This window comes from Chryseobacterium luquanense, from assembly GCF_026460945.1.
In the GTDB taxonomy this organism is placed as follows: Bacteria; Bacteroidota; Bacteroidia; order Flavobacteriales; family Weeksellaceae; genus Chryseobacterium; species Chryseobacterium luquanense.
This window is the reverse complement of the sequence record NZ_JAOVZV010000001.1, coordinates 730,367-744,443: the sequence shown is the minus strand read 5'-3', so window position 1 is coordinate 744,443 and position 14,077 is coordinate 730,367. Positions and strand designations below refer to the sequence as shown.

Genomic DNA, 14,077 nt, shown 5'->3' with positions numbered 1-14,077 from the left:
TAATAGGCGCATTATGCATTATAACATCCCTCTCTGCCTGCTCACAACAACGAAAAGACAGTAATATGAAATGGACAGCAAAATATGATTTTTTTGATTTATATAAGGTAAAAGTGAATGGAGGATCTTTTAATCCCGGTAGTGCAATTCGCTTAACCAAAATAGAGATTCCCTATGAGAATACAATTATACTAGGAGGATCAAAAGATGAAAATTCTTTCGACCCCACAAAAACAGGAGATATTGCAGTCTTATTTGCCAGCAAGGACAGAGGGAAAAATTATCAGGAAATAATAATAGGAGAAAAAGATATGGATTATATGGAGTCTAAAGGTGATTATACCCTGATAAAAGCATATACAATGGATAGTGTAGCTGTCAAACACTATAAAATACTATTATTGAATAATAAGACTTTTGAGCTACAAAAAGTAGATGAATATGTAAGACCAGCAAATCTTTCTGACTATTATTATAGTGATTTTGATGGGAAATATATTGTGCTCGAAAACTACGGTACGTTTACGATCGTTAATCTTCTCAATCGAAAAGAAGAATATAAAATACCTACCAATAAAATTGGAGATTATTTTTTTTACACAGGCAATGGCAGAATAGTTTACAAAAAAGACAATGAAATCCGAGAGTACAATGCAATCACACAAGAGGACAAACTACTCAATAAGCTTAAAAATAAGTATGATTATTTTTTCTATATAGATAATCAATTGACTTTACAAAATAAAATATTTGATGACGGCGATAAATTTCAATATGATATTTATGACATCAACGAAAATCCTTTGTATACAAAGACTCCAGAAAACAAATATTTTTACCGTTACAAAAACTTTGTCTGTGATTACCGTAAACTAGGAGCAAAACCAGAGATCCATTATTCTTATGACTATGGCAAAACCTGGAAAGTACATCATGTAACAGATTTTACGATTCTTCAAAATGTTTTTGGATTTTATAAGGATGAATTTTTGGTAACAGAAGGTATCTTCTGGCATTTTGATTCTCCGGAAAGTGGCGGACGTGTAATGGTTGGCGAATTTGTAAAATGATTAATAAAATCATATATAGAAAGTATCTAGTATAACTTTTACTATCGATTTTAAAAACACTTTGAAACTCAAAATATAGATATAGTTGATTTTTTTAAATAATTAAAATATATGAAAGAGTTTGATGCTCCTAAATTGATTAAACTACAAAAAAATAACACATTATTTTTAGACCTTAATGGTTTGAACGAACGAACGTATGGAGTATCTGTAAAGTATTATAATCACATGGAAGATAAACCCTATAAAAGAGTAGATTACAATAGTACCGTTTACATTAACAAACATTCTGAGGGATGGCTTGTCGACGTTCAGAAAGAAAATATTTTTTTTAATCGGCACGAACCTGATTCAGTAAGTGAAACCATAAGCAGTTTGATAAGCAAAACAATTTATCCTGCTCAAACTCATATTAATAAATCAGGAATACCCTATAAGGGAATTACCAATCATAATCAAATTTTAAATAGATGGGAAAGAAATAAATCTGCAATAAAAAACAAATATTCTGGCAATGCCATAGAATCATTTATTACTTCTGTAGACAAGAAAATTTCTAACAAGATATATTTTGAAAAATCTATGCAATATGATATGTTTTGGAATCTGTTGTTCCACCCCAAACATTTATCATATCCTGAAAATCTTAGTTTCAAAACAAATTTGTTTCTCGCAATTTTGCCGTATCAACATCCAATTGAATTTACAGGTGTCCAGACCTTGCGTACTGAAATTACTGATAACGATTCTATATTGGTAGATTTTATATCTGATGAAGTAAATGCCATTGATCATTTCATTCCTGAAAATTCAGACTCTGCATTAAAATATTTGATGAGGCTAAGAGTTTACTTTGATTTAGATTTTTACTATTTTTTTCCTATGGATACCCGTGCTTATTTTGAGGTTTTATCGAAAGATAAAAACGGTGTGGAAACAATTGTTAAAAAAATACAATTTACCCAATACCAAATAAATACCGATGATAATAAAATAGAACCAAGTAAACCAAAAGGTATGTTTGAGGTAACAGGTAATGAGAATAAAAGTCAATTTAAACCTCCAAAAAAGAAAAAAACTTTTATGGATTTTATATATGACATATTAGGAGGATAACACACTCTTGAATCAAATCAAAAAAACACAATTCTCATGGCATTAAAAGAAAAAGTAGTTCATGGTGCATTATGCAAATGCAAATTTGGAACAACTCCCGATAAATTGGTAGTTCTTACCCACAAAAAATGGTATGCAAATGATCCGGAAGGATCGAAAAAATTGATTGCAACGAACAAAGATATTGGACTCCCATTCGAGAAGAAGACATTTGGATCATGTGCGAAAATGAATAATAATCCATGTGTTCCCAGTATTACTAAGTGGGATGGATATTATGAAAAGGAAAAATATGACCCACCAGGAGGATATGTTCTTTTGGAGGACAGTAAAGCAACCTGTGCGGTGGGTGGACCACAATGTGTTGAAATCTTAATGAGCGGACAAATAGCACAACCAACATCTCGGAATTTTGAGAATGCTGATGAGGACTTGTTGTCTCATATCATGCCTGTTGTAAACATGAAAGATTTTGAAAAAAAAGATCCCTATGAATTTTTAAATGCTAAATAGTTATGGAAAAAGGAATTATTAGTTGTGGTTTAAAAATAAATGATATCTATGATAGGGATATAAAAATAGGTGACGTCATTTATATTGAACGAAGGAAAAATTATGAGTTCTATCTTACACCAGATAAAAAGTATTTTGATACAAAAAATATCAATTTGTCTTCTCTGATTGCCGATGCAAAATGGACTTATATCATGAATTCATTTTTTGACACAGCTCTTAAAAAGAAAAAAGGCGAGTTATATAATGAGTGGGGAACTTTTAATCATAGTAGAGGTGAAACCAGTATTCCTTATTTGGGTATTGGGAATCAATATAAATTAGGAAATTCGATTTCATTTTTTTTTAATGAATCAACTAACTTATGGTTAGGAACTGCATATAGAGTTGAAGTTTTTAATCAAATTCCTAATGATGGCCTCCATTTTTCCATTATTACGTATGTAGATAAATATCTTAGATATGCATTTTTTGAAGCACCATCAAAAGAAATTACACTGCAGGATAATGAAATAAGTGATGGCTTATCTCAATATGATACACAAATATATGTGCAAGTTTCATTACATCGTTTTGGAATTAGTAAACTTGATCCTAATGCAAATCCAAAGGATTATAATATAGAGCTTTATTTATGTGATGGTGAAGGAAATATTTTAGAAAAAGATCCTTTTTTAACAGAATCTCTTTCAAAATATGTTAAATTAACTGGTGAAGACAACCTCAATAATGATTTTAGAATTTTTTTTACCATAAAAGAGGAATGGAGAGAGAACTATCATTATGGGAAAGAACCAAAAAAATATTCATTAGAAGTTCGTATTCTTCAGATAGGAGATAATAAATACTACGCATTCAACATTGCTAAAAAGAATTATTCAATTATGGGTAATTCGGGAAATGATGAACATAATATAACATATCTTACACAAAATTTCTTTTTAGTAAAAAAGTCCATTTATGAGATTTTTCTCCTTAATCAAGCTGAAATCACTCATATGATACAATACATTGGAGATATTAATTATACGATAAAAGAATATGATCCTTGTGGGTATTCAAGCATTGAGATTGTTGAAAAAGGAAAAGATCCTGTTGAGATTTTTAACGAAGACAAATTGCAATCAGGTGGAGATAAAACTGAAAATTTTTATGATATAATATTAGGCCATGTCTCAGATAAAGAAATAAAAATCATTGCAAAAGGCTTAAAAAATAAAGCTGGATGCCAAAGTGTTCTTTTAAAGAAAGGAAATCACGGTGATATTCATAACGTATTCCCTACAAAACATGTTTATAGTTCACTATTACCAAAAAAACCTGATTTGCCAGAGCAAAAAAATTATGCTTCAGAAGTAGACGAGCTTTATGTTGATCATAAAAGAATGGAGCCTATACAAATAGGTCCCCGTCCTCAAATTCCGAAAAAAGAAAATAACTACGAGGGAAAACATCAAGATGGTGGAGAATACAAATATAAAATCGATGAATCACAAACATCTCCAACTCAAGATTTCGATCCGGTAATAGCATCCGAAGTTCATTTTGCTGATGTTCAAAATTGGATCGAGGGGACAAATTACAGTTTAGATGAATCAGGGGTTTTCACCATTAATAAGCTTAATTACACATATATTAAAACTTTTGACACCCAACTTGCTTCGTATTTGGGCTATGACAAAAGAAGTTTATTAGATGCTGCTGCAGATAAACTTTGGGCATTCAGGTATTTTTTCCTTTACAAAGAGTTTGCACAAATTTATTTTGTACCGGTATCAACTTGTAGATATCCTAACCAACTTGCGAAAATAAGAGTTTTTCCAGATATAAAGTGGGAGGTTTTTGTGCTTATAGTACCTACAGAATCTGCCGTTTATGAAGCCGGAGAAATGAGATTTAGTCCACAGCTAAGCGATATTGACAAAAAGAAAGCTGGTGCTTATAAAAGCAAAAATCCTAATTTAATAGATTATAAAGTAGAATTACATGTTAAATCTGCTTTGAAGGGAGAAGTAACAGATTTGAGTGTAGGACTTGAGCAAAAATTATCACAATATTTAGGTGCTCTCAGTACTGTAAAGAATACTTTAGATAAAATTTCCCATAAAAATAGTGTAGTAAATGGAGCTGGTGATATGGCAAAAACAATGGTTGCTAAAGTAGGTGTTAAGGCAGTTTCTGCTGTCTTCATAGATTTTAGTTTACCGTCATTACATGTCGGAGGCAATTGGCACTTTGGTGTTCCGGTAAGCGAAAAAGATGTAAAGGTGATAGGAGGTATTGATATTGCTTTAAGACCCCTTTTCAAAGGGAAAGGGGGATTAGATTTGATTGCAGCAGCTCATTACATTCCCTATGTTGGGCAGATACTTCTTGCTATAGATGCAATAAAGGATCTGAGCGAATTGGTTATTACTGCATTTACACCATTAGATGTAAGTGCCAAACTTTGGTTTAATGCATATGCCTTTGGACAGGTTGATCTAAAGCTCAGTATGGATTTTGCCAATTCTTCCAATAATACTTTAGAACCTAAAGTGACCTTAGGAATAGGAGCGGAATTGGGTTTAAAAATCGAGGCCTATGTTAAAAAAATTATTTTTAATGATGGTGTAGGCGATCGTTCTACGGTAGCAGGTGTAGGAGCAGAACTTTCCGGGAAAGGCGAAGCAGGGCTTGAGTTTAAAGCAAGCTATAAAGAAAATACCAAATATACAACCATTGAAGGCTCTATCTCTTTTACAGGAGTTACATTAGAAGTAGTGGGGAAATTGGAACTTAATGGTGAAGGTGATAGAAAAGGTAAACCACCAACTCCAAAGGGAAAAATGCCGTTGATAGACCGTATTGATGATTTTAAAAAATTCTCACATGAATTCAAATAAAAACAGAATGTATAAACTTTTACTAACCCTAATTTTAATTTTAGGCATAACTAATGGCTGTGCCCAATCACCAAAAGAAAATGCAAAAGAAATGAATGACTATTATAAGCAAATAACCAACGAAATTAATTTTCCGAAGCCTACTCCTTTTTATACCCTGCAAATCAATAAGCAGGATTGCAGAGTTTTAATTCGGATCAATGATATACCATTAGCGTATACATTTTTCGAAGATGAAGCTGAAAGCCAGCTTTTACCTATTAATACAAGAATTCCTGAATCCGGTGAACAAGAGGTTACTATTGAAGTATATCCTAAAAGCAACCAGCAAACTATAAGCGATAAAGCCCATGTTAATATTAAACTGATTTATGCAGCAGGAAGAGATATTTCCATGCAGCAATACGAAATGAAACAGGAATTTGATTTACCTGAAGCATTAGGCGATCAGAAATTACCTAAATATATTATTAAAGGCAGTTTTCGGGCAGATGTTCCATGGGATTTCAGTAAAGATATCGCTACAGCCAAAGACCTGTCTAAAGTACCCGATATAGAAAAAAAGGTGTTAGATAAATACAAACAATTGAGTTACGATATTTTCAAAAAACCGGTAGAATTTATTAAAGAAAGCAAAAATTCGCTGTTGAAAAATTGGAATTATAATTATTTCACAAAAAAGGAAAATATGGCTACTGGTCCTACTAGTGAAATGTATGATTTTAGTTTAAAGGATAGGGAAATGGATCCCATTGAAAATTACGAGATCAATTTTTACTGTAATAATCGTTTGGTTACTTTACGAAACAAAAACGATAAATCTTCTATTATTCGAATTAATTATATGGAAGAAGGCTATACTGAAAAAAGCTCTTCGGGTAGATTTATAATACTCTATATACCGGAGGGAAGTAATGAGTTTAAAATTTTCTAAAATGATTTTTGAAAAAAATGTTTTATTAGTTTTTTGTATATTTTTCTTTCATAGCTGTGCCCAATCACCAAAAGAAAACGCGAAAGAAATGAACGAATATTACGACCAAATAACCAACGAAATTAAATTTCCGAAGCCGACACCTTTCTATACCCTGCAAATCAATAAGCAGGATTGCAGAGTTTTAATTCGGATCAATGATATACCATTAGCGTATACTTTTTTTGAAGATGAAGCTGAAAGCCAGCTTCTTCCCATTAATGATATTCTTGCAAAATCTGGAGAGCAAATAGTTACTATTGAGGTATATCCTAAAAGCAACCAGCAAACTATAAGCGATAAAGCCCATGTTAATATTAAACTGATTTATGCAGCAGGAAGAGATATTTCCATGCAGCAATACGAAATGAAACAGGAATTTGATTTACCTGAAGCATTAGGCGATCAGAAATTACCTAAATATATTATTAAAGGCAGTTTTCGGGCAGATGTTCCTTGGGATTTCAGTAAAGATATCGCTACAGCCAAAGACCTGTCTAAAGTACCCGATATAGAAAAAAAGGTGGTAGATAAATACAAACAATTGAGTTACGATATTTTCAAAAAACCGGTAGAATTTATTAAAGAAAGCAAAAAATCGCTGTTGAAAAATTGGAATTATAATTATTTCACAAAAAAGGAAAATATGGCTACTGGTCCTACTAGTGAAATGTATGATTTTAGTTTAAAGGATAGGGAAATGGATCCCATTGAAAATTACGAGATCAATTTTTACTGTAATAATCGTTTGGTTACTTTACGAAATAAAAACGATAAATCTTCTTTACTTGAAATAAATTATATGGAAGAAGGTTATACTGAAAAAAGTTCTTCCTATAGATTTGTAATACTCTATATACCAGAAGGAAGTAATGAGTTTAAAATTTTCTAAAATGATTTTTGAAAAAAATGTTTTTTTCGTTTGTTTAATATTTTTCTTTCATAGCTGTGCCCAATCACCAAAAGAAAACGCAAAAGAAATGAATGACTATTACGACCAAATAACCAACGAAATTAAATTTCCGAAGCCTACTCCTTTCTATACCTTGCAAATCAATAAGCAGGATTGCAGGGTTTTGATTCGGATTAATGATATACCATTAAAGAAAGTAAAAACAAAACTACAGCTCATCCATTAAAATATGCTGATTCGGCAGATGAAATAGAATAATGGATTATACTCAGACAGTGGAGTTGCCAACTTTGTAAGAACACAATTTTTATAATTTTTAACTTTAAGAGTATGAAAAAGATCAGAAAAAATTACAGTTTAGAGTTTAAGATCCAAGCAGTATCTTTAAGTGAACAGCGAGGCAATGTATCCTTAGTAGCTCAAAAATTAGGAGTTTGCAAAGAAAGTTTAATCAATTGGAGAAAGATTCACAAAGAAGATTAGAGGAGAAAATATAGAAGGAGAGCAAATAAGAATACCAAAAATTACTACGCCAAAATCTACAGTGAGGATGATGACAAATTGTTAGATGGGAAAGATATAAAGTCAGAGCTTTTATGAGGATTATAACGAATACAATTTAATTATTTATTTTTGCAAAAATTAACGCAGCAGATTACCATTTAGTTTGTTTGAATAATTTCATTTTAAGTAAATTATGGGTAGAAATTTATCGATTGATATTTTAAAAATTATACTGGCATTATTTGTCGTATTTCTGCACATGAATTTCCTCAAAGAAACTTATCCGATGATGAGTTTCCTGTTGGTTAATGGTATTTTCAGAATTGCAGTTCCTGTTTTTTTAGTCATTACTGGATTCTATTTTTTTCATATTGATACCACAAAGAAACTTCAAAAATTGCTTTTCAGGACGTTTTTATTGTATGCAATCTGGATGCTGATTTATATTTCGTATTGGAAAGATAACGAACAGGTTTGGCTTACTGTAATTTTTGGGTACCATCATTTGTGGTATTTAATTGGAACGTTGTTTTCTGGAATTATTTTATTTCTTTTAAGAAATCAGAAAGTGATTTTGTTGTCAGTTTTGGTTTTTATTTTTTTCGGAATAGGGTATATCATTCAGGTTTTGGGAAATTTACACCACTTAAACTCAGAATCAGATTCACTTTTGAATGATTATCTTTTGTATCGAAATTTTCTTTTCGTATGCTTCCCGTTTTTAACGATTGGCTTTCTGATCAATAAACTGAAAATTAATTTTGAAAAATATAAATATTCTTACGTACTGGTTGTTTTTTCAGTTGTAATGGTTATTGCGGAATCTTATTTCAATTACAAAATGATAAGTTCAGAAAGTACAGATATTCTGTTTTCTTTACTTTTTGTAAGCCCAATTCTCTTTTTATATGGTCAGAAAATCTATATTAAAACACAGTCGAAAATTTGGGCAAGTCTTTCAACCGCCATTTATGTTGTGCATCCGTTGATTATGAAATCTGATTTTTATAAAGAAATAAGTTCGGAATATAAAATTCTACTCTTTTTTTTAATTTTAATTCCTGTAAGTCTCTTATTGGTTTTTTTAAACCAAAAACTGAAATATTTACTGTAATTAATCTTGCCCGTTCATGGTTTGAATCAAACCATTCTCGTCATATTTTAATTCTCTGATTTTCAAACTTCTCAGATAACTTTTTCCACCTGATTTTTTTGAATCGTGATAAAAAAGATACCATTTTGTATCAATTTTTACGATACTGTGATGCGTTGTCCAGCCAATAACGGGAGTCAGAATTTCTCCTTTAAAAGTAAACGGACCATACGGATTTTCTCCGATGGCATAAACCAATTTATGAGTTTCTCCGGTAGAGTAGGAAAGGTAATATTTGTTGTTGTATTGATGAACCCAAACTCCTTCAAAAAAACGACGATGCTGGTCTCCGGATTTTAGCTGATTGCCATTTTCATCTAAGATTAAAACATCTTTTGGTGCTTCGGCAAGTTCTTTCATATTATCTTTTAATCGGGCAATTTTTGGAAGTAAAGCATTTTCTTCCTTTTGAAGTTCAGGATAATTTGTAGAATATTGATTGTTCCTGTAATGCTGAAGTTGCCCGCCTTTTAAACCGCCAAAATAAATATAATATTTTCCTTTGTCGTCTAAAACTGTCGGATCTATGCTATATGTTCCTAAGATGGGATTTTTTTCAGCTTTAAAAGGACCTGTTGGATTTTTACTTATCGCAACTCCTATTTTAAACAAATCATTTTTATCTTTTGCCGGAAAATACAAGTAATATTTATTACCCTTTTTTACCGCATCGGGAGCCCAAAGCTGTTGTTTTGCCCAACGAATATCTTCTAGCTTTAAAGCAATTCCATTATCTATTGCTTTTTCGTTCACATTATCCAATGTGAGAACATGATAATCTTTCATATTGAAATGTGCACCGTTTGCTGCATCTTTCACATCAGTCTGAATATCGTGTGACGGATAAATATAAATTTTCCCGTCAAAAACATGAGCAGAAGGATCTGCAAAGTAAAGTTCGTCGAATAAATACTTCGGATTTTCTTGTGCGTAACCGATTGCACATATCAATGAAAGGACAAAAGCTTTTCGCATAAAAAATTTTTTCGTAATTAATTGTACGAAAATAGAGAAAATTTCTAGTTTAGCTCATAGTTTACGATAACTAATCTCAAAATAAAATGTACAAGATCCTGCTCTGCATCTCTTCTGCTGATTAATTTGTTTTTATAGTCGTAAGACTTGAAAACTTTTAGTAATCTTTGGTAAATCTCAAGATCTTCATCTTTAATTCTGATTTTTACGTGTCCGTCTTTTCTATTAATAATTTGATTATCTAAAGTTCTTACTCTAAATAAAACATCGCATAACAATGGTTTCACACCACAATATCTTTCCACAATATTTACTTTAAAGGCATCAAAAGTGATGGCATGGAAAATCAGTTTAGGTTGTGAGTCAGGTGTACGCAGTTCAAGCTTATAATTCATGGCTGTATATTTACAATATCCTTTTCAGGAAAATGTCAAATTTTAAATCGATGTAAATTTAAAAATAAAAAGAGACTTTAAAAAGCCTCTTTTCAAGTATTTTTTTAATTAAATAAATCTTTTACTTTGTCAAAGAAAGTTTTTTCTTTTCCAGACGGTTCTGCAACCATTTCTCCGCTGCTCATCTGTTTTTCAAAAAAGTCTTTTTGATCTTTCGTAAGTTTTTGCGGTGTCCATACATTGATGTGGATAAACATATCGCCTTTTCCGTAGCTGTCGATGCTTGGTAAACCTTTTCCGGCTAATCTCAGAATTTTTCCGGATTGAGTTCCCGGATCAACGGTAATTTTCACCTTTCCGCCAACGGTAGGAATTTCTTTTTTCGTTCCTAAAGCTGCTTCAGCAAAAGAAATATACAATTCCTGATGAAGATTATCGCCTTCTCTCTTTATAGTTTTATCAACTTCTTCTTCTACAATCACCAAAAGATCTCCGGGAACGCCGCCAAAAGGTGCGTCGTTACCTTTTCCTCTTACATTAAGCTGGATTCCGTCTCTTGCTCCTGCAGGAATATTAATAGTGATTTCTTCTTCGTCTTTTATTAAACCTTGTGCATTGGCTCCTGCAGGAATTTTATCGGCAACTTTTCCGATTCCCTGACAAGTTCCACAAGTGGTTTGAGTCTGCATCTGTCCGAACATAGTGTTCATCACTTTCATCTGAACACCGGCTCCGTTACACGTAGGGCAGGTTTTTGAAGTGGCACCTTCTGCCATCTTCATTTTTTTTACTTTAAGAGTTTTTTGGCTTCCGTTCACCATCTCTTCAAGATTCAGCTTGATTCTGATTCTTAAATTAGAACCTTTTACTTGCTGACGACCACCGCCGCCACCGCCAAATCCTCCGAAACCGCCTCCACCGAAAATATCGCCAAACTGGCTGAAAATATCTTCCATGTTCATACCGCCTCCGAAACCACCGCCTCCGAAGCCTCCGTTTCCGCCAACTCCTGCGTGACCGTATTGGTCGTAGCGGGCTTTTTTATTGTCGTCACTTAAAACTTCGTAAGCTTCTGCAGCTTCTTTAAATTTTTCTTCGGCTTCCTTATCTCCCGGATTTTTATCTGGGTGATATTTAATTGCCATTTTTCGGTATGCTTTCTTTATTTCGTCGGCACTCGCAGATTTGCTTACCTCAAGAACCTCGTAATAATCTCTTTTTGACATAATTTAATATGAGTAATTAGTAATGAATAATCAGTAATATCAAAAATTGCTTATTACCGATTATTTATTGCTTATGTTTTTAGTTTCCTGTTACAACTTTTGCAAAACGAATTACTTTTTCACCTAAAGTATATCCTGTTTCGATAACATCTACTATTTTACCTTTCAAATCTTCAGAAGGTGAAGGGATTTGAGTAATCGCCTCGTGGAAATCTACATTAAAGCTGTCTCCTGCACGTACCTCCATTATTTTTAATCCTTTTTCGGTCAGTTTGTTTTTAAATTTGTTGTAGATTAATTCAACACCTTGAAGATCAGATTCGTTACCGTTTTTAGCAATTTCTTTGATAGCTCTTTCAAAATCATCCAAAACTCCCAACATAGAAACCATCATATCCTGATTAGCATACGTGAAGAATTCCATTTTCTCTTTTGAAGTTCTTTTTTTATAGTTTTCAAACTCTGCGTACAGTCTGATGTAACGGTCTTTTTCTACTGCCAAAAGTTCTTCCGGAGTAGGTATTTCTGTCACATTTTCCTGAACGGTTTCTTCAGTTTGAGCAGTATTTTCTTCTTGTTTATTGATGTTTTCTTCGTTGATATCCTGATTTTCCATATTTCAATAACTATTTAGAAGTTGTTTGTCAAACATTCTGCCAAAGAAAAAAGAATGACATTTAGGCAGATTTAATAACGTTTTTTTTAGGAGCTTTTTCCCGCTTTCCATTACAATCTTTTTTTGCAAAAAAGGATTTTCATTGCAATCGGGGCTAAGGTTGCAGCCTTCTTTTCAAAATATTTGAAAAATACCCACGAAGTTTGTCACCCCAAAGGATGTAAATGAATTATTAGAGATCGAAGAGATTTTTGTGCTATTGGTGAAAAATTACTGTCATTTGTGTTTAAAGAAATAAATTGCTTCATTGTTATATTCTTCACAATGATTTATTCTCCAAAAAATGTTTGGTACAATAAATATAGATTCAAAACAATAATCACCATCGTAATCACCCAGACGCAGATTTTTAAGAATGCTTTGTTGGCAAATTCGCCCATTTTAGCTTTGTCATTGGTAAACATAACTAAAGGAACTACCGCAAAACTTAGTTGCATCGATAAAATAACCTGACTTAAAACTAAAAGATCCGTTGTACCTTGTTCGCCATAGATAATAGTCACTATCAATGCCGGAATTACCGCAATTAATCTTGTAATCAGTCTTCTAAGCCAAGGTTTCAGGCGGATATTCAGAAAGCCTTCCATTACGATTTGTCCGGCAAGAGTTCCTGTTAAAGTAGAATTTTGTCCGGAAGCTAAAAGTGCAATCGCAAATGCAATACTTGCCATGGAAGCTCCCAAAATGGGTGTCAACATTTTGTATGCATCATGAATATCTGCAATGTGTTGATTTCCTGTAGTGTGAAAAGTTGCGGCAGCTAAAATTAAGATGGCTGCATTAATGAAAAATGCTAACAACAAAGAAACTGTACTGTCTAAAGTGGCAAACTTTATCGCTTCTTTTTTTCCTTCACGATCTCTCGTGTAATTGCGAGTTTGCACAATGCTGCTGTGAAGATATAGATTATGTGGCATGACGGTGGCTCCCAAAATTCCGATTCCGATGTAAAGCATTGCAGGGTTTGTAATAATTTCTTTTTGTGGAATTAAACCTCCTAAAATAGCGTTGATTTCAGGTTTTGAAATAATCACTTCATATCCAAAACAAACAAGAATAATAAACATGAGTCCGGCAACAATACTTTCAATCCATCTAAAACCTTTTGCCTGAAGCAATAAAATGATTAATACATCAATCGTTGTAATCACAATTCCCCAAGTTAAAGGAATTCCAAAAAGTAAATTTAATGCGATAGCAGAACCAATTACTTCCGCCAAATCACAGGCAGCAATGGCAATTTCACAAAAGATCCAAAGAATAAAATTAGTAGTCGGCTTAAAGTGATCTCTGCAAGCTTGAGCTAAATCTCTTTCTGCAACTACGCCTAATTTCACAGAAAGATGCTGCAAAACCATTGCGAAAATATTAGAAATAAGAATTACCGAAAGCAGTGTGTAACCAAATTGTGCTCCTCCTGCAATATCGGTTGCCCAGTTTCCAGGATCCATATAACCCACTGCAACCATCAGTCCAGGACCTGCAAATGCAAGATATTTCCGCCAAAAGCCTGAACCTTTAGGGATGGAAATTGAGGAAAATACCTCTGGTAATGAATGTGATGTTTTGTCTTTTCGCCAAGCGTTTTTCATATTAAAACCTGTCATTGTTAGAAATGACTAACAAATTTAATTAAATAAATGAAATGGAAATCTATTTTACCAAAAAATCCCGGAAA

14 protein-coding genes are annotated in these 14,077 nt (G+C 32.6%); 9 read left to right on the top strand and 5 right to left on the bottom strand.

The features are described from left to right. Positions 1-65 precede the first annotated feature (65 nt). From OEA66_RS03370 to OEA66_RS03335, 9 genes are all read left to right on the top strand, one after another. Positions 66-1,070, top strand: coding sequence for a hypothetical protein (locus tag OEA66_RS03370; protein WP_267280033.1), 1,005 nt, complete (start codon positions 66-68; stop codon positions 1,068-1,070). A gap of 111 nt (positions 1,071-1,181) precedes the next feature. Next, positions 1,182-2,186: a hypothetical protein gene (locus OEA66_RS03365; protein WP_267280032.1), complete on the top strand. Its 1,005-nt coding sequence runs from the start codon at positions 1,182-1,184 to the stop codon at positions 2,184-2,186. A 36-nt stretch (positions 2,187-2,222) separates the two neighbouring features. Next, positions 2,223-2,699, top strand: coding sequence for a DUF4280 domain-containing protein (locus OEA66_RS03360; RefSeq protein ID WP_267280031.1), 477 nt, complete (start codon positions 2,223-2,225; stop codon positions 2,697-2,699). Between the two features lie 2 nt (positions 2,700-2,701). Beyond that, positions 2,702-5,584, top strand: a complete 2,883-nt coding sequence (locus OEA66_RS03355; protein ID WP_267280030.1) for a hypothetical protein — start codon at positions 2,702-2,704, stop codon at positions 5,582-5,584. After that, a complete protein-coding gene (locus OEA66_RS03350; protein WP_267280029.1) occupies positions 5,571-6,518 on the top strand; it encodes a hypothetical protein in 948 nt (315 codons plus the stop codon). The genes OEA66_RS03355 and OEA66_RS03350 overlap by 14 nt, the downstream gene beginning before the upstream one ends. 1 nt (position 6,519) lies before the next feature. Further along, positions 6,520-7,449 carry a hypothetical protein gene (locus tag OEA66_RS03345; RefSeq protein WP_267280028.1) on the top strand — a complete coding sequence of 310 codons (930 nt, stop codon included), beginning with the start codon at positions 6,520-6,522 and terminating at the stop codon, positions 7,447-7,449. An 88-nt stretch (positions 7,450-7,537) separates the two neighbouring features. Then, complete coding sequence (locus OEA66_RS03340; RefSeq protein WP_267280027.1) at positions 7,538-7,696, top strand: hypothetical protein; 159 nt, start codon at positions 7,538-7,540, stop codon at positions 7,694-7,696. Positions 7,697-7,800: 104 nt separating this feature from the next. Further along, positions 7,801-7,953, top strand: coding sequence for a transposase (locus OEA66_RS20495; protein ID WP_375379283.1), 153 nt, complete (start codon positions 7,801-7,803; stop codon positions 7,951-7,953). Between the two features lie 214 nt (positions 7,954-8,167). Further along, on the top strand, positions 8,168-9,088 hold the full coding sequence (locus OEA66_RS03335; protein ID WP_267280026.1) for an acyltransferase family protein: 921 nt from the start codon (positions 8,168-8,170) through the stop codon (positions 9,086-9,088). Here OEA66_RS03335 and OEA66_RS03330 read toward each other — a convergent pair whose 3' ends face one another. From OEA66_RS03330 to OEA66_RS03310, 5 genes are all read right to left on the bottom strand, one after another. Continuing rightward, the gene (locus tag OEA66_RS03330; protein WP_267280025.1) at positions 9,089-10,102 is read right to left on the bottom strand and encodes a glycoside hydrolase family 43 protein; all 1,014 of its coding nucleotides are present in this window, start codon (positions 10,100-10,102) and stop codon (positions 9,089-9,091) included. A gap of 44 nt (positions 10,103-10,146) precedes the next feature. After that, the gene (locus OEA66_RS03325; RefSeq protein ID WP_267280024.1) at positions 10,147-10,497 is read right to left on the bottom strand and encodes a prevent-host-death protein; all 351 of its coding nucleotides are present in this window, start codon (positions 10,495-10,497) and stop codon (positions 10,147-10,149) included. Between the two features lie 104 nt (positions 10,498-10,601). After that, positions 10,602-11,723 (bottom strand): molecular chaperone DnaJ, encoded by a 1,122-nt coding sequence (gene dnaJ, locus OEA66_RS03320; RefSeq protein WP_267280023.1) that lies wholly within the window; start codon positions 11,721-11,723, stop codon positions 10,602-10,604. Positions 11,724-11,802: 79 nt separating this feature from the next. Beyond that, on the bottom strand, positions 11,803-12,339 hold the full coding sequence (locus OEA66_RS03315; RefSeq protein WP_267280022.1) for a nucleotide exchange factor GrpE: 537 nt from the start codon (positions 12,337-12,339) through the stop codon (positions 11,803-11,805). A 329-nt stretch (positions 12,340-12,668) separates the two neighbouring features. Next, entirely contained in the window at positions 12,669-13,991 is a 1,323-nt protein-coding gene (locus OEA66_RS03310) for an Nramp family divalent metal transporter (protein ID WP_267280021.1), read from the bottom strand. Between the last annotated feature and the right edge of the window lie 86 nt (positions 13,992-14,077).